This is a genomic window from Streptomyces sp. NPDC006711, from assembly GCF_042869775.1.
GTDB lineage: Bacteria > Actinomycetota > Actinomycetes > Streptomycetales > Streptomycetaceae > Streptomyces.
Map to the genome: position 1 here is coordinate 860,735 of NZ_JBIAGO010000001.1, position 19,504 is coordinate 880,238.

Sequence of the window (19,504 nt, forward strand, 5' to 3'; positions counted from 1 at the left end):
GCGGCACGAGGCGGGCTGAGGTTGCCTGGCTGGCCCGGCATGAGCCCTGCCCCGGGTTGTCCATGCGGGCCCGCACCGGCCCCGCCAGGGGCGCGGGGAACTGCGCGGCCAGCCACATCCGAGCCGCACCTACGCCACACCCGAGCCGCACCCACGCCACATCCGAGCCGCACCTACGCCACACCCGAGCCGCACCCACGCCACACCCGAGCCGCACCCACGCCACACCCGAGCCGCACCCACGCCACATCCGAGCCGCACCCACGCCACACCCGAGCCGCACCCACGCCACATCCGAGCCGCACCTACGCCACACCCGAGCCACCCCCACCCCCACCGCCCCGCACCCGCAAGACGTCCCGGCTCGGCGTAACCCGGGCCTCAATGCCGGGCCCCGGGCGTCTGGTTCGTCCAGGGGTACCCGGAATGCAACGTTCCCCTTCACCTCAATTCACGACGAACGGTGACGGACCGCGTGCGTTATGTGATGTGCTGGGGACCGATAGCTGACAGACCGCGGCGCACCACGCCCGCATCACCGGCGTCGCGGGAACGAGGTCGCGGGAACGAGGGAGGGAAGCGGCATGGGGGTGGAACGGTCGGAGCACATCCGGCGCTGGGAATCGGGTGCCCTCGCACACGCCGTCTCGGACCCCTTCGGGCAGGGCCCGCTGCCCTGGCTGCGCGGCAGCGAGACGTACTTCGACGACACCGGACACGTGGTGCCCTGGTACGTCGACCACGACGCGGTCCAGCACGGCACCAACGGCACCAGCGGCACCAGCCAGACCAAGCGTGCCCCCCGCGTCCCCGGCCCCCGCACCGCCGACGACGTACGCCGGCAGATCAAGGGGTTCGCCTCCAGCGGCGCCGTCGCGCCCGGCGAGGCCATCGACTTCCACATCACGGTGGACCCGCCCCAGCAGTTCACCGTCGACGTCTACCGGATCGGCCACTACGGCGGCGACGGCGCGGCCAAGATCGCCACCAGCCCCCGCCTCTCCGGCATCGTCCAGCCGCCCCCGCTGACCGCCGACCGGACCGTCTCGTGCCACCACTGGTGGCAGTCCTGGCGCTACCAGGTCCCCGCGCACGCCTCGATCGGCGCCCACGTCGCCGTGCTGACCACCGCCGACGGCTACCGCTCGCACATCCCGTTCACCGTCCGCGACGACCACCCCGCCGATCTGCTCCTGCTGCTGCCCGACATCACCTGGCAGGCCTACAACCTCTACCCCGAGGACGGCCGCACCGGCGCCAGCCTCTACCACGCCTGGGACGAGGAGGGCCGGCTGCTCGGCGAGGAGGACGCGGCGATCACCGTCTCCTTCGACCGGCCGTACGCGGGCGCGGGCCTGCCCCTGCACGTCGGCCACGCCTACGACTTCATCCGCTGGGCCGAGCGCTACGGCTACGACCTCGCCTACGCCGACGCCCGCGACCTGCACGCGGGCCGGGTCGACACCACCCGCTACCGGGGCCTGGTCTTCCCGGGCCACGACGAGTACTGGTCGGCCCCCATGCGCCGCGCCGTCGAGCTGGCCCGCGACGGCGGCACCTCACTCGTCTTCCTCTCCGCCAACACCCTCTACTGGCAAGTGGAGTTGGGCCCCTCGCCGTCCGGCGTGCCGGACCGCCTGCTGACCTGCCGAAAACGGCGCGGGCCCGGCCGCCCCGCCCTGTGGCGCGAGGTCGCGAGGCCCGAGCAGCAGCTCCTCGGCATCCAGTACGCCGGCCGCGTCCCCGAGCCGCACCCCCTGGTCGTACGCAACGCGCGTCACTGGCTGTGGGAGGCGACCGGCGCGGGTGACGGCGACGAGATCGAGGGCCTGGTCGCAGGCGAGGCGGACCGCTACTACCCGCGCACCGCGCTGCCCGAGCACCAGGACCGCATCCTGCTCGCCCACTCCCCCTACCGGGACAGCGAGCAGCACACCCGCCACCAGGAGACGTCCCTGTACCGGGCGCCCTCGGGCGCGCTCGTCTTCGCCTCGGGCACGTTCGCATGGTCGCCCGCGCTCGACCGGCCCGGCCATGTGGACCCCCGTATCCAGCGCGCCACGGCCAACCTCCTCGACCGCATCTGCAAGCGGGACTGAGCCGGACGCCCCCGGACCCCCTCCGGACGGCCGCCCCCCGCCGCGACCCCCCGACCCGGTGAGCCGTCGACCCGCCCGCATGGGAGAGAATCGGACCGTTCCTGGATCAACCTACGCGGAGGAACCGTGTCCGGATTCGTAGAAAAGCCCGAGCCGCTTCAGGTTCCGGGCCTCACCCACCTGCACACGGGCAAGGTGCGTGACCTCTATCAGAACGAGGCCGGCGACCTGGTCATGGTCGCCAGCGACCGGATGTCCGCGTACGACTGGGTGCTGCCCACCGAGATCCCCGACAAGGGCCGGGTGCTGACCCGGCTCTCGCTGTGGTGGTTCGACCTGATCGCCGACCTCGTCCCGCACCACGTGATCTCCAGCGAGGTCCCGGCCGGCGCCCCCGCCGACTGGGCGGGCCGCACCCTGGTGTGCAGGTCGCTGGCGATGGTCCCGGTGGAGTGCGTGGCCCGCGGCTATCTCGCGGGGTCGGGCCTCGTCGAGTACCGCGCCGCCCGTACGGTGTGCGGCCTCGCGCTGCCCGAGGGCCTGGACAACGGCTCCGAGCTGCCCGCGCCGATCTTCACCCCGGCCACCAAGGCCGCCGTCGGGGACCACGACGAGAACGTCAGCTACGAGGAGGTGGCCCGCCAGGTCGGCGCGGAGACCGCCGCCCAGCTGCGCCAGACCACCCTCGCCGTCTACGGCCGGGCCCGCGACGTCGCGCGCGAGCGGGGCATCATCCTCGCGGACACCAAGTTCGAGTTCGGCTTCGCGGGCGACGAGCTCGTCATCGCCGACGAAGTCCTCACCCCGGACTCCTCGCGCTTCTGGCCCGCCGCCACCTGGCAGCCGGGCCGCGACCAGCCCTCGTACGACAAGCAGTACGTCCGCGACTGGCTGACCTCGCCGGCCTCCGGCTGGGACCGCGCGAGCGAGCAGCCGCCGCCCCCGCTGCCCCAGGAGGTCGTGGACGCGACGCGCGCCAAGTACGTCGAGGCGTACGAACAGCTCACCGGCACCAGCTGGGCGTGAGCACGAAGAAGCCCCCGGCCGCTGGGCCGGGGGCTTCTTTTCCTGAGCGAACGACGAGGTTCGAACTCGCGACATCCACCTTGGCAAGGTGGTGCTCTACCAGCTGAGCTACGTTCGCATGCGCCGTGGCGCGGAGACCACTATACCCAACCGCGCTCGCGGGCGAGACGCACCGCCGTATGACGGTTCTCGGCGCCCAGCTTCGCGGCGGCCGACGAGAGGTAGTTGCGCACGGTTCCCTGCGACAGCGCGGCCCGTCGGGCGATCTCCGCGACGGGCGCCCCGTCGGCCGCGAGATCCAGCACCTCGGCCTCCCGCGCGGTCAGCGGCGAGTCCCCGGCGGAGATCGCGTCGGCCGCCAACTCCGGGTCCACATAACGGTTTCCGGCGTGCACGGACCGGATGATCTCGGCCAGGCGCTGGGCGCTCACCGTCTTCGGCACGAACCCCCGCACCCCCGCCGACAGGGCCCGTTTGAGGTGGCCGGGGCGGCCATGACTGGTCACGATCATGGTCCGGCAGGACGGCAGTTCGGCGCGCAGGTTTGTGGCCACTGTCACACCGTCCGCGCCCGGCATCTCCAGATCCAGGACGGCCACATCGGGCCGGTGGGCGCGGGCCATCGCCAGGGCCTCGGGCCCGGACGCGGCCTCGGCGATCACCTCCAGGTCGTCCTCGAGGCCGAGCAGCGCGGCGAGCGCGCCCCGGATCAGATGCTCGTCGTCGGCGAGCAGCACCCGTACGCGGCTCATCGCGGCACCTCCGCCGTCAGCCGGAACATGCCCTGGCCTGCCGGGCCCGCCTCCAGGGTGCCGCCGAGCGCCGCCAGCCGCTCGCGCAGTCCCGCGAGGCCCGAGCCGGGTGTCCCGGCCGGCCGCTCGGGCACGCCGTCGTTCTCGACGACCAGCGTCGCGGTGTGCTCGCCGAGCGCGAGGGTGATGGCCACGCTGCGCGCGTCCCCGTGCCGCAGCACATTGGTGGTGGCCTCGCGCACCACCCAGCCGAGCGCCGACTGCGCCTCGACGGCCAGGCCGTCGGCGGGCCCGCTGTACCGGCAGCCGATCCCGGCCGCCGCGAGGACACCCCGGGCCCCCTCGATCTCCACGCCGAGGTCCGCCTCGCGATAGCCGCGCACCACTTCCCGTACCTCTCTCTGCGATTCCTGGGCGATGCGCTGCACCTCCACCATCTGCGCCACCGCCTCGGGCCTGCCGCGCTGGGCGAGCTGGACGGCCAGCTCTGCCTTGAGCGCGATGACGGCGAGGTTGCGGCCCAGCACGTCGTGCAGGTCGCGTCCGAACCGCAGCCGCTCCTCGGCGACGGCGAGCCGCGCCTCGGTCTCGCGGGCCCGGTCGGACTCCCACATCACCGACAGCGTCCAGGCGCCGCAGCGTGAGACCGTCAGGGCCCAGGGGCCGCACAGCGCCACCGCGACGGCGAGCGTGACCACGAGCCCCAGCGGCACGCCGACCGCCGCGAAGAGCGCCGCGACCGGGATGCCGAGCAGGGCGAACCGCAGCAGGAACGTTCCGCGCGGCACCACCAGGCAGTACGCCATGGCGAAGGGCAGCACCAGATACAGCACGACGAGCAGCAGGGCGCCCTCGCTCATGCCGTGCGCCACGCGCAGCGCCGCGATCAGGACGAGCGAGAGCGCGCACAGCGCCGCCGAGAGGGCAAGACCCCGGCGGGGCATCTCGCCGCGCCCCAGATACAGGTCGACCGCCCGGCGGTGGACGCGGATGCCCTGGAAGGCGCCGGCCGCGCCCGCCGCCATCGTGGCCACGCCGAGCGCGAAGGGCAGCGGTTCGTGCCGGAGCCCGAGCAGGACGAACGGCACGTCCCAGCTGAGGAAGAGGAACCAGATGCTGCAATCCCACACGAGGCGGCTCTGCGTCTCCACCTTCTCGGCCCGGCTCAGGTCCCGCCAGCGCCGCCGCAGCCCCATGTGTATCCGGCCCAACATCCTTGCCCGCCCCCCTGTCTCAGCGCCGCGGCTCCCAGCGGAAGCGCCCCCGCGCGACCAGCACCGCGATGAGCGTCCAGACAACCATGACGAGCAGGTCCCGCAGTACCTCGCCCACCCCCGCCCCGCCGGTCAGGCCGCCCCTGATCAGACCGATGACCGGGGACAGCGGCAGCAGGTGGCACACGGCGGCGATCCGGTCGGGCAGGACGTCCAGGGGCACGACCATGCCGGAACCCCCGATCGACAGGAACATCAGCGGCATCACCGCGATCTGCGCGCCCTCGGCGGTCCTGGTGAACGCGGCGGTCGTCGCGGCGAGCGCGCCCATCAGCCCCATGCCGAGCAGCAGCCCGACGACCGCGAGCCACGCCGTGCCGGACACGGACACGTGCAGCAGCGCCGCACAGCCCGCCGCGAGCAGTACGGACTGGGCGAGCCCGATGAGCACCGAGGGCAGCGCCGCGCCGGCCAGGATCTCCCAGTCCCGCAGCTCCCCGGTCCGCAGCCGCTTCAGGACGAGCTCTTCACGCCGTACGACATAGACGCCGACCAGCGTCGAATACACCGCGAACAGCAGCACGTAGCCGACCGAGCCCGGCAGCAGCACGGTGCCCACGGTGAGGCCGGTCCGCTTCAGGTCGATGCCCGCCACGGTCCAGCGCATCGTGTACGTGAGCATGGCGGGCAGGACGAGGACGGTGAACAGGGCGGCCTTGTTGCGGCGGAGCAGGGTGAGTTCGGCGCGCCCCAGCGCCTTCATGCGGTCCGCCGTGGTGAGGAACGTCCGCTCCTTCGCCCGTGCCGGGCTGCCCACCGCGTCCAGGATCGTGCTCATCGAACGGTCTCCTTCGCTCCGCGCCGGTCCTGCGCGATCTTCAAGAACGCCTCTTCGAGCGAGGCCGAGCGCACATCGAGCCCCCGCAGCTCGACGCCGCTGTCCCGGGCCCACACCAGCAGCTCGGTGGCCGCGAGTTGGAGGCTCTGGGTCTTCAGCCGCACGGTGCGGCCCGCCGTCTCGTGGCTGGTGACGCCGAGCCGGCCGAGCGGCGGCAGGTCGCCCAGGTGGTAGCCGTCGGGCAGGTCGAAGCAGAGGTGCGAGGGCTGGGCCGCGACCACGTCCTCGACCCGCCCGCTCGCCGCGATGTGCCCCTCGTGCAGGATCGCGAGGCGGTCGGCAAGCGCCTCGGCCTCCTCCAGGTAGTGGGTGGTCAGGAGCACGGTGGTGCCGCCGTCGCGCAGCGCCCGTACCAACTCCCAGGTGGCGCGCCGCCCTTCGACGTCGAGACCGGTGGTCGGCTCGTCCAGGAAGAGCACTTCGGGCCGTGCGAGCAGCGCGAGCGCCAGATCGAGCCGGCGCTTCTCGCCTCCGGAGAGCTGTTTGACCCGGACGCCCGAGCGCCCGCCGAGGCCGACGAGTTCGAGCGCGTCGGCGACCGGCCGGGCGCCGCTGGTGCACCCGGCCCACATGCGCAGGGTCTCGGCGACGGTGAGTTCGGCGGGGAAGCCGCCCTCCTGGAGCATCACACCGGTACGGGGGCGCACGGCGGCCCGTTCGGTGTACGGGTCGTGGCCGAGCACCCGCACGCGGCCGCCGCTCGGCGGGGCGAGGCCTTCGAGGAGTTCGACGGTGGAGGTCTTGCCCGCGCCGTTGGTGCCGAGCAGCGCGAAGAGTTCACCGCGCGCCACGGAGAAGGAGATCCCGGCGACGGCCTCGAAACCGCCGGCGTAGGTGCGCCGCAGCTCCTCGACCTCGATCACATCTGCCGCGTCCGCTGTGCCTGCTGTACTCGCTGTACCTGCTCTGCCTGCCATGAGTTCAGCGTTCCGCGCCGGGCGGGGCCGCGGCAGTGCGCGCTGTCATCGCCGCGCATGACAAATGTCAGCGGCGTCCGCGCGCGACGCACACGACGAAGGCCCCGGTTCGATGAACCGGGGCCTCACGTGCTTCCTGAGCGGACGACGAGATTCGAACTCGCGACCCTCACCTTGGCAAGGTGATGCTCTACCAACTGAGCCACGTCCGCATGCCTCCGACCAGCTCTCACTGGGCGGCGCGAGCACTACTCTACCTGATCCACAAGGACCGTCGGCAGGCAATGCAGAGCGGGTGACAGGAATTGCACACTGCGCCTCCCCCCTGGAAGGGGGGTGTTCTACTACTGAACTACACCCGCACGCTCCGGTGGACCGGGCCTTTCGGCCTTGCCCCTCGGCGTGTTCCAGACTCTAGCTGATCAGCAGGGGGGGTGTGCAACTCCGGTGTCCGGGGCGGCCGCAGGGCCGCCCCGGACACCGGGGTGTCAGCCTGTGTCAGCTCGCCTCGGCGAACGCCTCGTAGACCTTCTTCGGGATCCGGCCCCGGGCCGGGACGTCCATCTTGTGCGAGCGCGCCCAGGCGCGGACCGCCGCCGGGTCGGGGGCGACCGCGGTGTGCCGGTAGGTCTTCCCGGACTTCGACTGCTTGCGGCCCGCCAGTACGTAAGGCGCGAGCGCCTTGCGCAGTTTCTTTGCATTGGCGGGATTGAGATCGATCTCGTAGACCTTTCCGTCCAGGCCGAACGTGACTGTTTCCGCCGCTTCTCCGCCGTCCATGTCATCGGAGAGTGTGACCACTACGCGCTGAGCCACGGATATCGGATCCTTCCTACGGTCTCGCCGCTCGCACGTACCTGACGTGCGGCGATACCGGCCTTCCGGCTGTTATGGAGCAATGTCGTTCTCGCTGGGATTCCTTTGTACAGCGACACCCATTGCAAGGTGAACCCCAGCCAATTGCATCAGCGTGTCTCCACGCAATGACTTCGGAGACTTTTTCTCGGGATTTTTCCCACCTGTTGTCGCCGCCGAAACCGGAACGTGATCGGGGTCCGATCATATCTACCCGCGTAGATTTTCTGGACGGGTACTCTGAGGGAACCGCCTTCGCACCACACCACACCGGGAGTGCCAGTGGCACGCGTCGTAGTCGACGTCATGCTCAAGCCGGAAATCCTCGACCCGCAGGGACAGGCGGTGCAGCGCGCACTGCCCCGTCTCGGCTTCGAGGGGATCGGCGACGTACGTCAGGGAAAGCGTTTCGAGCTCGAGGTCGAGGGGCCGGTCGACGAGGCCGCCCTCGCCCGCATCCACGAGATGGCCGAGACCTTCCTCGCCAACACCGTCATCGAGGACTTCACCGTCAAGGTCGAGGAGCAGTCCAAGTGACCGCTCGTATCGGCGTCGTCACCTTCCCCGGCACGCTGGACGACCGGGACAGTCTGCGGGCCGTCCGCGTCGCGGGCGCCGAGCCGGTCTCGCTCTGGCACCGCGACAAGGACCTCAAGCAGGTCGACGCGGTCGTCCTGGCCGGCGGGTTCAGTTACGGGGACTATCTGCGGGCCGGGGCCATCTCCCGGTTCTCGCCGGTGATGGAGACGGTCATCGAGCAGGCGAAGGCCGGCCTCCCGGTCCTCGGCATCTGCAACGGCTTCCAGATCCTCACCGAGTCGCACCTGCTGCCCGGCGCCATGCTCCGCAACAACCACCTGCACTTCATCTGCCGCGAGCAGAAGCTGCGGGTGGAGAACGCGGAGACCGCCTGGACCGCCGACTACACGGCGGGGCAGGAGATCCAGGTCCCGCTCAAGAACATGGACGGCCGGTACGTCGCGGACGAGCGCACGCTCGACGAGCTGGAGGCCGAGGGCCGGGTCGCGTTCCGCTACCTGGACACCAACCCGAACGGCTCGCTGCGTGACATCGCCGGCATCACCAACGCCGCCGGCAACGTCGTCGGCCTGATGCCGCACCCCGAGCACGCCGTGGAGCCGCTGATCGGTACGGGCCGTACCGACGGCCTCGGATTCTTCACCTCGATCCTGAAGAAGCTGGTCAACGCCTGATGACTCTCGACACTGTTCTGCACGCCGCCGAGACCCCGGACGTCGAGCAGCCCTGGAAGGAGCTCGGCCTCAAGGAGGACGAGTACGCCCGCATCCGGGAGATCCTGGGCCGCCGTCCCACCGGCGCCGAGCTCGCCATGTACTCCGTCATGTGGTCCGAGCACTGCTCGTACAAGAGCAGCAAGGTCCACCTGAAGCAGTTCGGCGAGAAGGTCCCCGACAACGACGCGATGCTGGTCGGCATCGGGGAGAACGCGGGCGTCGTCGACGTCGGCCAGGGGTACGCGGTCACCTTCAAGGTCGAGTCGCACAACCACCCCAGCTACATCGAGCCCTACCAGGGCGCGGCCACCGGCGTCGGTGGCATCGTCCGCGACATCCTCGCCATGGGCGCCCGCCCGGTCGCGGTCGTGGACCCGCTGCGCTTCGGCGCGGCCGACCACCCCGACACCCGTCGCGTGCTGCCCGGCGTCGTCGCGGGCATCGGCGGCTACGGCAACTGCCTGGGTCTGCCCAACATCGGCGGCGAGGTCGTCTTCGACTCCTGCTACCAGGGCAACCCGCTGGTCAACGCCGGCTGCATCGGCGTGATGAAGCACGAGGACATCCACCTCGCCAAGGCCTCCGGCCCCGGCAACAAGGTCATCCTGTACGGCGCCCGCACGGGCGGCGACGGGATCGGCGGCGTCTCGGTCCTCGCGTCGGAGACCTTCGAGTCGACGGGCCCGGCCAAGCGGCCCGCCGTCCAGGTCGGCGACCCCTTCCAGGAGAAGCTGCTCATCGAGTGCACCCTGGAGATCTTCAAGGAGAAGCTGGTCGCGGGCATCCAGGACCTCGGTGGCGCGGGCCTGTCGTGCGCGACCTCGGAGCTGGCGAGCGCCGGTTCCGGCGGCATGCGCGTCGAGCTGGACACCGTGCCGCTGCGTGACTCCTCCCTCTCGCCCGAGGAAATCCTCATGAGCGAGTCGCAGGAACGCATGTGCGCGGTCGTCGAGCCGCAGCACGTCGAGCGCTTCATGGAGATCTGCGAGAAGTGGGACGTCATCGCCACCGTCATCGGTGAGGTGACCGAGGGCTCCCAGCTGGAGATCTTCTGGCACGGCGAGCAGATCGTGGACGTGCCGCCGCGCACCGTCGCGCACGAGGGCCCGGTCTACCACCGCCCGTTCGCCCGCCCCTCCTGGCAGGACGCGCTCCAGGCCGACGACGCGGGCAAGCTGCCGCGTCCCGCCTCCGGTGCGGAGCTGAAGGACCAGGTCCTGAAGCTGGTCGCCTCCCCGAACCAGGCATCCAAGGCGTGGATCACCGACCAGTACGACCGTTTCGTGCAGGGCAACACGGTGCTCGCGATGCCCGAGGACGCGGGCATGGTCCGCATCGACGAGGAGACCAACCTCGGCGTGGCCATGGCGACCGACGGCAATGGCCGGTACGCCAAGCTCGACCCGTACACCGGCGCCCAGCTCGCGCTCGCCGAGGCCTACCGCAATGTGGCGGCCACCGGCGCGAAGCCGCTGGCCATCTCGGACTGCCTCAACTTCGGCTCCCCCGAGGACCCCGACGTGATGTGGCAGTTCGCCGAGGCCACCCGGGGTCTCGCGGACGGCTGCCTCCAGCTCGGCACCCCGGTGACCGGCGGCAACGTCTCGCTCTACAACCAGACTGGGGAGACGGCCATCCACCCGACCCCCGTGGTCGCGGTGCTCGGCGTGATCGACGACGTCAACCGGCGCACCCCGATGGCGTTCGCCGAGGAGGGCCAGCTGCTCTACCTCCTCGGTGACACCCGCGAGGAGTTCGGCGGCTCGGCGTGGTCCGAGGTCGTCCACGGCCACCTCGGCGGCCTGCCGCCCCAGGTCGACCTGGACCGCGAGAAGCTGCTCGGCGAGATCCTGATCTCGGGGTCGCGCGACGGCATGATCGACGCCGCGCACGACCTGTCCGACGGCGGTCTGATCCAGGCGGTGACCGAGTCCTGCCTCAAGGGCGGCAAGGGCGCGCGTCTGGTCGTGCCGGACGGTCTCGACGCCTTCACGTTCCTGTTCAGCGAGTCGGCCGGCCGCGCGGTCGTGTCCGTGCCGCGCTCGGAGGAGCTGCGCTTCACCGACATGTGCGGCGCGCGCGGCCTCCCGGCCACCCGGATCGGTGTCGTGGACGGCGACAGCGTCGAGGTGCAGGGCGAGTTCGGCCTCGGCCTCGACGAGCTGCGCGCGGCCCACGAGGCGACGATCCCGGCGCTCCTGGCCTAGTACGCGTCAACGCGTCGGCCCCGTACCCCTGCTGAGGGGTACGGGGCCGACGCGCGTCCAGGCGGCGACCAGGTCGGGCTCGTCGGCGGCTTCTTCGGCGGCTTCTTCGGCGGGGGCGGGCCGGACGTCGTCGGGCAGCCGGGCGGCGAGCACGGCGGCCACCACCATGACGCCGGCCGCCACCAGGAAGACCACGTCCATCGCGCCGGTGAAGCCGTGGGTCGCGCGCTCCCGGGCGGCGCGGGTCAGCCGGGCGATGGCGCTGGTCGAGCCGCCCGGCACCTTGGTCTCGTAGACCCGGCTGAGCAGCGTGCCGAAGACGGCGGCGCCGAGCGCGTTCCCCAGGGTCTGGAAGAACCGGATGCTGGTGGTGGCGATGCCCAACTGGCCGACGGGGGCGGCCCCTTGGACGTACGGGATGAGCTGGCCTATGAGCAGGCCGAACCCGCAGCCCATGAGGAGCAGGGCGGCGCGGATCAGCCAGAGCGAGGTGGCCGTGTCCAGGGTGGCGAGCGTCGCCAGGCCGAGGGCGCAGGCGGTCGTGCCGGTCAGCACGAAGGTCTTCGTGCGCCAGCCCCGCTCGGCCAGCCGCCCGGCGCCCAGGCCGACGGCGGTCATGCCGAGGGCCATGGGGATCAGGTAGAGCCCGGCCGCCGCGGGCTCGATGCCGCGCACGGTCTGGAGGTAGACCATGACGTAGACGAGTGCGCCCATCATCGCGGCACCGAGCAGCCCCTGGATCGCGAAGCCGTACCGCAGCTGGGGCACCTTGAACATCGAGAGCGGCAGGACGGGCTCAGTCGCGCGGGTCTGGCGGCGCAGGAACAGGGCGAGCGCAAGGACGCAGGCCACGATCAGGCCGATGATCTCCGGCGAGTCCCAGGCGTACTGCTTGCCGCCCCAGCTGGTCGCCAGGAGCAGTGTGCTGGTGAAGGCGGCGGCGAGTGCGGCACCGAGGTAGTCGACGCGGTGGCGGACGGATGAGACCGGGAGCTTCAGTACGAGGACGGCGCCGACCAGGGCGGCCAGGCCGAGCGGAAGGTTCAGGTAGAAGATCCAGCGCCAGTTCGCGTGGTCGGCGAGGGTGCCGCCGATCCAGGGGCCGATCGCCATGCCGGTCCCCCCGACGATGCCGCCGGCCCCGCTCGCCCTGCTGCCGCCGGCGGGCGAGAGCTGGGCGAGCACCACCATCGTGACGCTCATGAGCCCGCCGCCGCCGAGGCCCTGGAGGGCGCGGGCCGCGATCAGCTCGGGCATGGACTGGGCGGCGCCGCACAGCGCGGAGCCGAGCAGGAAGACGGCGAGGGAGCCGACGAGGACCTTCTTGGCGCCGAGGCTGTCGCAGAGCTTGCCGTACAGGGGGAGCGCGGCTGCCGATGCGAGCGCGAAGGCGCTGATCAGCCAGGGGATCTTGTCGACGCCGTGGGCGGGGTCCAGATCGCGGGCGATGGGGACGGTGGCCGCCGAGACGATGTTCATGTCGAGCACGGCCAGCAGGATCGTGGTGACGCAGACGATGAAGCCGATGAGGGTCTGGGCCCGGGTCATCAACGGGGCGGCGGCAGGGGTCGGGGTGGTCTGGGCGGTGGTCTCGGCGGTGGTCATGAGCACCACCATGGGGCTGTTTCTGTACTGAGTCAATCTTTCATCCGGGATTAATTTTCATCCTGGTACAGTGATCTCCATGACGGACGGTGAGGGGCTGCGCGAACGCAAGAAGCGGGAGACCGGGATGCGGATCTGGCGCACGGCGCTGGATCTGTTCACCGAGCGCGGTTTCGACCATGTCTCGGTGGCGGAGATCGCGGCCGCCGCCGACGTGTCCAAGATGACCGTCTTCAACTACTTCGGCACCAAGGAAGACCTGGTCATCGCGCCGATGATGAACCACGTCGGCGATGTCGTACGGGCCGTGCGCGAGCGCGCCCCCGGGGAGTCGGCGGTGGCCGCGGTACGCCGCCAGTTCCTCGCGATGATCGAGGCGCGCGACCCCTCCGTCGGACTGAACGACGACCCCCGCGCGCTCCAGGCCCGCCATCTCGTCGTGAGTACGCCGGGGCTGTTCCAGCGCGCCTCGGTCGCCTTCCTCGCCGCCGAGCGCGAGCTGGCCCAGGCCCTGGCGGAGGAGGGCGGGGACGCGATGCTCGCCGCCGTGGCCGCGGCCCAGCTCACCGGGGCCCGCCACGCGCTGATCAACGAGCACCACCGGCGCATCCTCGCCGGGGAGTCCGCGCTCTCGGTCGCCGCCGGTGCCGTCGAGCGGGCCGAGCAGGCGTTCGCGCAGGTCGAGCACGGTCTGAAGGGGTACCCGGGTCCGGCGTAGGCTCGCCCGCATGCCACCGGCCAAGAAGCGCACCCGCAGGTACGACCCGGCGAAGACCCGGGCCGCCGTCCTCGCCCAGTTCGCCCACGTACGCGACGCCGTCCGGAGCCTCACGCCCGAGCAGCTGGCCCGGCCGACCCGGCTCGGGGACTGGACCGTGCGGGAGCTGGCCGTGCACCACACCATGGCGCTCGGCGCGCTTGAGCGGGGGCTGGCCGGGCCCGCGCCGCTCAAGCAGGAGCTCGCGCTGCTCGACTGGCCCTCGGCCACGCGGGGTGCGGCGGCCCAAGTCGCCGACGGTACGCGGGAGTTGACGGCCTCCGTCGCCGATCTCGACGCGCTCTTCGAGGAGCGGGCCGTCCGGGCCGCCGAGCTTTTTGCCTCAACGGAGGACGGGCGGCTCGTGCCGACGCGGTTCGGTGCGATGAGCTTCGGTGACGCCCTGGTCACCCGGGCCGTCGAACTCGTCGTCCACACCGACGACTTGAACGACGCGCTGCCTCAACTCGGCGTCCCCTACGACCGCCAGGCCCTCGCCGCGTGCACCCGGCTGCTCGCCGACGCGCTCGCCGTGAAGGCACCCGGCGGCTCCGTCGAGGTGCGGATTCCGCCGTACGCGGTGGTCCAGTGCGTGGCGGGCCCCAAGCACACCCGGGGCACGCCGCCCAACGTCGTCGAGACCGACCCGCTCACCTGGGTCCGCCTCGCCACCGGGCGCATCGGCTGGGCCGAGGCGCTGGACGCGGCGAAGGTCGCGGCGAGCGGTGAGCGGGCGGACCTGACGGCGGTGCTGCCGGTGATGGGGTGATCAGGGAGGACCGGGCGAACTCAGGCGAACTCAGGCGAACTCAGGTGTGATTACGGGTACTTGAGAAGCGTCGCGTCCGTCTTCTCCCAGGCGGCGCGGAGCTGGGCGAGCCGGGCCGGGTCGTCCGTCGCGCGGTCCGCCTGCTCGCGCCGGTCGGCGGCGAGGTTGAACAGCTGGTCCTTGCCGCCCCGGCCCCGGTAGTACTTCCAGTCCCCGCGCCGCAGCGCCCGCTCGCCGCGCACCCGCCAGAACAGGTCCCGCTCGCGGGGCCGCTCGCCGCGCAGCAGGTACCCGGCGAGGCTGGTGCCGTCGAGGGGATAGGCGGGGTGCGGGCGGGCCCCGGCGAGTTCGAGCAGGGTCGCGGTCCAGTCAGGGGAGAAGTTCGGCACGTGGCTGACCTGGCCGCCGTCGATCCGGGAGGGCCAGCGCACGATGGTGGGCACGCGGATGCCGCCCTCCTGGAGCGAGGCCTTGTTGCCGCTCAGCGGCCAGTTGTAGGAGAAGCGCTCGCCGCCGTTGTCCGAGGCGAAGACCACCAGGGTGTCGCGCTCCTGCCCGGAGCGCTTGAGCGCGTCGAGCACCGTGCCGACCGACCGGTCGAGGTCCTGCACCATCTCGGTGTACTTCTCGACCGAGCCGCCGTCGTAGTGGAACAGCGCGTTCGGCTCCCCGGCCTTGATGCGGCGCACGACTTCGGCGCTCTCCTCGGTGTCGCCGTCGGCTATCCAGGGCCAGTGCGGGGTGGTGAAGTTGAGGTTGAGCAGCCAGGGCCGGTCGTGCTCGCGTCGCACGTACTCGCTCGCCCGCTCGGTCAGGATCCGGGTGTAGTACCGCAGGTCCTTGTACGCGGCGTCGCCCTCGTACAGGTCGTACTCCCCGCCGAGGCCCAGCTTGGAGTAGTACTCCAGGGCCCCGCCGAAGTTCCCGAAGAACTCGTCCCAGCCGGACTTCGTGGGCGAGTAGTCGGGGAGGTAGCCGCAGTGCCACTTGCCGATCAGGGCGGTCGCGTAGCCGGCGCCGCGCAGCAGGGACGCGAGCGTGGGGTGGGTCGGGTCCAGACCCACGCCGCGGTCCGCGATGGGCTCGGCGAGGCCGCCCTTCGTACGTCCCGGGAAGCGCCCGGTGTACAGGCTGAACCGGGTCGGGGAGCAGGTCGCGGAGCCGGAGTACGCATCGGTGAACCGCACGCCCTGGCGGGCCAGGCGGTCCAGGTTGGGGGTGCGGATGTGCGGGGCCCCGTACGACGACAGGTCGGCCCAGCCGAGGTCGTCGCCGAGGATGAACAGGATGTTGGGCCGCGCGGAGTGCCGTCCCGGGGCGGCGCGGAACGGCCGCTCCTTCGGGCCGGCGGCGGCTTCGGCGGTCTCGGCGGCTTCGGCTTCGGCGGCGGGCAGCCCGACGGCGGCGGCCGCGGCGGTGGCGCCGACCGCGCCGCCGAAGGCGCGGCGGGACAGTTTCCGGGTGTGCGAGGGCACGGAAGGGCTCCAGAGGAAGAGGTGGGAAACGGCCCCGAGGGACGCCAGGGCGTCACGGCCCGGCCGTCGGGGCGGGGCCGAGTCGTCACGGCCCGGCCCGTGCGGGCGGGGGGTTCAGGGGGCGGGGTCTGGGGCGTACTTACGCGCAGCGACAGATGGCGCTGGCGACACGGACCAGGTCGACGTGCCGGCGCTCGACGAGCGTGACCGCGAGGTCACTCAGAGGCTGCATGGTGCACGAGCCTCACGCAGCGCACACGTACCTGTCAATGAGCGTCCCGAAGGGCGGGACCGGAGCGGACCGGAGCGAACTCCGTCACACACGACCTGGTCGCAATCCGTCACCGCGAGCGGTCGCACATACCGCGAACGGTTCCGGGGCGGCCCGGCTCACCTGCGGTGATGTCATCTCGAAGGGGGCTGGTGTGCACCGTGGGCGCCCGAGGCGCGAAAGCTACAAAAGCGGTCGGGGTGCGCAGCTGTCGGTATCCCCAATTCGGACCAGTGGTCGATCTCGCCTACACTCGGTGGCGTGCCACGTGGTGACGGACGACTCAACCACGACCTGCTCCCCGGTGAGAAGGGCCCCCAGGACGCTTGCGGCGTCTTCGGTGTCTGGGCTCCGGGTGAAGAGGTCGCGAAGCTCACTTACTTCGGGCTCTACGCCCTCCAACATCGGGGCCAGGAATCCGCGGGCATCGCGGTCAGCAACGGCTCCCAGATCCTCGTCTTCAAGGACATGGGACTTGTCTCCCAGGTCTTCGACGAGACCTCACTCGGTTCCCTTCAAGGTCATATCGCGGTCGGTCACGCCCGCTACTCGACCACCGGTGCCTCCGTGTGGGAGAACGCGCAGCCGACGTTCCGGGCGACCGCCCACGGCTCGATCGCGCTCGGCCACAACGGCAACCTGGTGAACACCGCGCAGCTCGCGGAGATGGTCGCCGAGCTGCCCAAGGAGAACGGCCGGGCCACCCAGGTCGCCGCCACCAACGACACCGACCTGGTCACCGCGCTGCTCGCGGGCCAGACGGACGGCGACGGCAAGCCGCTGACCGTCGAGGAGGCGGCCGCCAAGGTCCTCCCCCAGGTCCAGGGCGCCTTCTCGCTGGTCTTCATGGACGAGCAGACGCTGTACTGCGCCCGTGACCCGCAGGGCATCCGCCCGCTGGTGCTCGGCCGCCTGGAGCGCGGCTGGGTCGTCGCGTCCGAGAGCGCCGCTCTCGACATCTGCGGCGCCAGCTTCGTCCGCGAGATCGAGCCGGGCGAGCTCGTCGCCATCGACGAGAACGGCCTGCGTACCTCTCGATTCGCAGATGCGAAGCCCAAGGGCTGTGTCTTCGAGTACGTCTACCTGGCGCGCCCCGACACCGACATCGCGGGCCGCAACGTCTACCTCTCCCGGGTGGAGATGGGACGCAGACTCGCCAAGGAAGCGCCGGTCGAGGCCGACCTGGTGATAGCGACTCCGGAGTCCGGCACCCCCGCCGCGATCGGATACGCCGAAGCCAGCGGCATCCCGTACGGCTCGGGCCTGGTCAAGAACGCCTACGTCGGCCGTACGTTCATCCAGCCCTCGCAGACCATCCGCCAGCTCGGCATCCGGCTCAAGCTGAACCCGCTGAAGGAAGTCATCCGGGGCAAGCGCCTGGTGGTCGTGGACGACTCGATCGTCCGCGGCAACACCCAGCGCGCCCTGGTCAAGATGCTCCGCGAGGCGGGCGCCGCCGAGGTCCACATCCGGATCTCGTCGCCGCCGGTGAAGTGGCCCTGCTTCTTCGGCATCGACTTCGCCACCCGCGCGGAGCTGATCGCCAACGGCATGACCATCGAGGAGATCGGTACGTCCCTGGGCGCCGACTCGCTCTCGTACATCTCGACCGACGCGATGATCGAAGCGACGACGATCCCCAAGGACAACCTGTGCCGCGCCTGCTTCGACGGCGTGTACCCGATGGAGCTCCCCGACCCCGAACTGCTCGGCAAGCAGCTCCTGGAGTCCGAGCTGGCCTCCGGCCCCGCCGCGACCGCGGCCGCCGACGCCCTGCGCCGCCCGTAAAACCCCGCAGTACGACACGAAGGTTCCCCGTCACATGCCTGCCGAATTTGATCAGCGTGCTCCGCACACGGGCACTGGCGCCAGCTACGCAGCCGCGGGCGTCGACATCGAGGCGGGCGACCGCGCCGTCGAGCTGATGAAGGAGTGGGTGAAGAAGACCAAGCGCCCCGAGGTCCTGGGCGGCCTCGGCGGATTCGCCGGACTCTTCGACGCCTCGGCCCTCAAGAGGTACGAGCGCCCGCTGCTCGCCTCCGCCACCGACGGCGTCGGTACGAAGGTGGACCTCGCCCGCAGGATGGGCGTGTACGACACCATCGGCCACGACCTCGTCGGCATGGTCGTCGACGACCTGGTCGTCTGCGGCGCCGAACCGCTGTTCATGACCGACTACATCTGTGTGGGCAAGGTCCACCCCGAGCGGGTCGCGGCCATCGTCAAGGGCATCGCCGAGGGCTGTGTGCTCGCCGGCTGCGCCCTGGTCGGCGGCGAGACCGCCGAGCACCCGGGCCTGCTCGGCCCCGACGACTTCGATGTCGCCGGCGCCGGTACGGGTGTCGTCGAGTACGACCAGCTGCTCGGCGCCGACCGGATCCGCGAGGGCGACGCGGTCATCGCCATGGCGTCCTCCGGTCTTCACTCGAACGGGTACTCACTCGTCCGGCACGTGGTCTTCGACCGGGCCGGGATGACCCTGGAGAGCCACGTCGAGGAGTTCGGCCGCACGCTCGGCGAGGAGCTGCTGGAGCCCACCAAGATCTACTCGCTGGACTGCCTGGCCCTGACCCGCACCACCGAGGTGCACGCTTTCAGCCACATCACCGGCGGCGGTCTTGCCAACAACCTGGCCCGGGTCATCCCGGACCACCTGCACGCCACGGTCGACCGCTCGACCTGGACGCCGGGCGCGGTCTTCGACCTCGTCGGCAAGGCGGGCGACGTGGCGCGGCTCGAACTGGAGAAGACGCTCAACATGGGCGTCGGCATGATGGCGGTCGTGCCGGCCGGCTCGGTCGACGTGGCGCTCCAGACCCTCGCCGACCGGGGCGTGGACGCCTGGGTCGCGGGCGAGATCCTGGCCCGGGGCGACCACCGCGACGGCGCCGAACTGACCGGCGACTACGCCAAGTAGCAGCACGTGCCGGGCCGCGCCGGGACTCCCGGGCGCGGCCCGGACCGGTTTCGTCCACCGTCACGACGGCAGTACGAACACGACGGCAGCACGAAACCCGGTCAGGGGCGAAGGCCCCGGACCGGGTCGGTGTGCTCAGAGCAGCGACCATCTACGGTGCTGCGAAAGCGGGATCAGCGAAGTCAAGCGCCGCGGCGCTGCGACGACGGGCCGGACTCTTCGTCCTCGTCCTCGTCGTCATTCCCGTACAGCTCCGCATAGCGGGCGTACGGGTCGTCGTCCTCCTCGTCCTCCAGTGGCTCCGCGTTCGGCGGTTGGCTCACTGTCGGGCGAGGAGTAGATGCGCCCAGCTCGTTGGCCAGACGCGACAGGTCAGTCCCGCCGCTGCTGTACTTCAGCTGGCGGGCGACCTTCGTCTGCTTGGCCTTTGCCCGGCCGCGCCCCATGGCTCGACCCCCTCGGTGACGGGGCTCGACGGCCCCAGAG

The 19,504-nt window shown here is 71.3% G+C and carries 18 protein-coding genes and 3 tRNA genes; 9 read left to right on the forward strand and 12 right to left on the reverse strand.

Annotated features, from left to right (window positions below):
* Positions 1-584 precede the first annotated feature (584 nt).
* Both ACFYM2_RS03800 and ACFYM2_RS03805 read left to right on the forward strand, forming a co-directional pair.
* Positions 585-2,099, forward strand: coding sequence for a N,N-dimethylformamidase beta subunit family domain-containing protein (locus ACFYM2_RS03800; RefSeq protein WP_388832993.1), 1,515 nt, complete (start codon positions 585-587; stop codon positions 2,097-2,099).
* A 126-nt stretch (positions 2,100-2,225) separates the two neighbouring features.
* Positions 2,226-3,125: a phosphoribosylaminoimidazolesuccinocarboxamide synthase gene (locus tag ACFYM2_RS03805; RefSeq protein WP_388832996.1), complete on the forward strand. Its 900-nt coding sequence runs from the start codon at positions 2,226-2,228 to the stop codon at positions 3,123-3,125.
* 45 nt (positions 3,126-3,170) lie between these two features.
* On the opposite strand, the gene ACFYM2_RS03810 is transcribed toward ACFYM2_RS03805, so the two are convergent.
* The 8 genes from ACFYM2_RS03810 to ACFYM2_RS03845 form a co-directional block, all read right to left on the reverse strand.
* A tRNA-Gly gene (locus tag ACFYM2_RS03810) sits at positions 3,171-3,243 on the reverse strand.
* A 22-nt stretch (positions 3,244-3,265) separates the two neighbouring features.
* The gene (locus tag ACFYM2_RS03815; protein ID WP_359004420.1) at positions 3,266-3,877 is read right to left on the reverse strand and encodes a response regulator transcription factor; all 612 of its coding nucleotides are present in this window, start codon (positions 3,875-3,877) and stop codon (positions 3,266-3,268) included.
* Positions 3,874-5,091 carry a histidine kinase gene (locus ACFYM2_RS03820; RefSeq protein WP_359004422.1) on the reverse strand — a complete coding sequence of 406 codons (1,218 nt, stop codon included), beginning with the start codon at positions 5,089-5,091 and terminating at the stop codon, positions 3,874-3,876. The genes ACFYM2_RS03815 and ACFYM2_RS03820 overlap by 4 nt, the downstream gene beginning before the upstream one ends.
* Positions 5,092-5,110: 19 nt before the next feature.
* On the reverse strand, positions 5,111-5,929 hold the full coding sequence (locus ACFYM2_RS03825; protein WP_388832999.1) for an ABC transporter permease: 819 nt from the start codon (positions 5,927-5,929) through the stop codon (positions 5,111-5,113).
* Positions 5,926-6,906, reverse strand: coding sequence for an ABC transporter ATP-binding protein (locus ACFYM2_RS03830; protein WP_359004428.1), 981 nt, complete (start codon positions 6,904-6,906; stop codon positions 5,926-5,928). Before ACFYM2_RS03830 ends, ACFYM2_RS03825 begins: the two co-directional genes overlap by 4 nt.
* 139 nt (positions 6,907-7,045) lie before the next feature.
* Positions 7,046-7,118, reverse strand: a tRNA-Gly gene (locus tag ACFYM2_RS03835).
* A 78-nt stretch (positions 7,119-7,196) separates the two neighbouring features.
* Positions 7,197-7,268, reverse strand: a tRNA-Gly gene (locus ACFYM2_RS03840).
* A gap of 136 nt (positions 7,269-7,404) precedes the next feature.
* The gene (locus tag ACFYM2_RS03845) at positions 7,405-7,722 is read right to left on the reverse strand and encodes an Lsr2 family protein (RefSeq protein ID WP_350231660.1); all 318 of its coding nucleotides are present in this window, start codon (positions 7,720-7,722) and stop codon (positions 7,405-7,407) included.
* A gap of 315 nt (positions 7,723-8,037) precedes the next feature.
* Between ACFYM2_RS03845 and purS the strand changes: the two genes are divergently transcribed.
* The 3 genes from purS to purL are packed head-to-tail and all read left to right on the forward strand — an operon-like array spanning position 8,038 to position 11,224.
* On the forward strand, positions 8,038-8,298 hold the full coding sequence (purS, locus tag ACFYM2_RS03850) for a phosphoribosylformylglycinamidine synthase subunit PurS (RefSeq protein ID WP_078966365.1): 261 nt from the start codon (positions 8,038-8,040) through the stop codon (positions 8,296-8,298).
* The gene (purQ, locus tag ACFYM2_RS03855) at positions 8,295-8,975 is read left to right on the forward strand and encodes a phosphoribosylformylglycinamidine synthase subunit PurQ (RefSeq protein ID WP_359004433.1); all 681 of its coding nucleotides are present in this window, start codon (positions 8,295-8,297) and stop codon (positions 8,973-8,975) included. Before purS ends, purQ begins: the two co-directional genes overlap by 4 nt.
* On the forward strand, positions 8,975-11,224 hold the full coding sequence (purL, locus tag ACFYM2_RS03860) for a phosphoribosylformylglycinamidine synthase subunit PurL (RefSeq protein ID WP_388833001.1): 2,250 nt from the start codon (positions 8,975-8,977) through the stop codon (positions 11,222-11,224). Before purQ ends, purL begins: the two co-directional genes overlap by 1 nt.
* A 6-nt stretch (positions 11,225-11,230) precedes the next feature.
* Here the strand turns inward: purL and ACFYM2_RS03865 are convergent, their stop codons facing one another.
* Positions 11,231-12,772 carry an MFS transporter gene (locus ACFYM2_RS03865; RefSeq protein ID WP_388833112.1) on the reverse strand — a complete coding sequence of 514 codons (1,542 nt, stop codon included), beginning with the start codon at positions 12,770-12,772 and terminating at the stop codon, positions 11,231-11,233.
* A 136-nt stretch (positions 12,773-12,908) separates the two neighbouring features.
* On the opposite strand from ACFYM2_RS03865, the gene ACFYM2_RS03870 reads away from it, so the two are divergent.
* Both ACFYM2_RS03870 and ACFYM2_RS03875 read left to right on the forward strand, forming a co-directional pair.
* The gene (locus ACFYM2_RS03870; protein ID WP_388833004.1) at positions 12,909-13,547 is read left to right on the forward strand and encodes a TetR/AcrR family transcriptional regulator; all 639 of its coding nucleotides are present in this window, start codon (positions 12,909-12,911) and stop codon (positions 13,545-13,547) included.
* Positions 13,548-13,557: 10 nt separating this feature from the next.
* On the forward strand, positions 13,558-14,355 hold the full coding sequence (locus tag ACFYM2_RS03875; protein ID WP_388833007.1) for a sterol carrier family protein: 798 nt from the start codon (positions 13,558-13,560) through the stop codon (positions 14,353-14,355).
* 50 nt (positions 14,356-14,405) lie between these two features.
* On the opposite strand, the gene ACFYM2_RS03880 is transcribed toward ACFYM2_RS03875, so the two are convergent.
* Complete coding sequence (locus tag ACFYM2_RS03880) at positions 14,406-15,830, reverse strand: sulfatase (protein ID WP_388457769.1); 1,425 nt, start codon at positions 15,828-15,830, stop codon at positions 14,406-14,408.
* Positions 15,831-15,969: 139 nt separating this feature from the next.
* Positions 15,970-16,062, reverse strand: a complete 93-nt coding sequence (locus ACFYM2_RS03885) for a putative leader peptide (protein WP_324901219.1) — start codon at positions 16,060-16,062, stop codon at positions 15,970-15,972.
* 300 nt (positions 16,063-16,362) lie between these two features.
* On the opposite strand from ACFYM2_RS03885, the gene purF reads away from it, so the two are divergent.
* A complete protein-coding gene (purF, locus tag ACFYM2_RS03890; protein ID WP_359004450.1) occupies positions 16,363-17,889 on the forward strand; it encodes an amidophosphoribosyltransferase in 1,527 nt (508 codons plus the stop codon).
* A 34-nt stretch (positions 17,890-17,923) separates the two neighbouring features.
* Complete coding sequence (gene purM, locus ACFYM2_RS03895) at positions 17,924-19,018, forward strand: phosphoribosylformylglycinamidine cyclo-ligase (RefSeq protein WP_359004453.1); 1,095 nt, start codon at positions 17,924-17,926, stop codon at positions 19,016-19,018.
* A 182-nt stretch (positions 19,019-19,200) separates the two neighbouring features.
* Here purM and ACFYM2_RS03900 read toward each other — a convergent pair whose 3' ends face one another.
* Positions 19,201-19,464, reverse strand: a complete 264-nt coding sequence (locus ACFYM2_RS03900; RefSeq protein ID WP_350231666.1) for a DUF3073 domain-containing protein — start codon at positions 19,462-19,464, stop codon at positions 19,201-19,203.
* Positions 19,465-19,504: the final 40 nt, after the last annotated feature.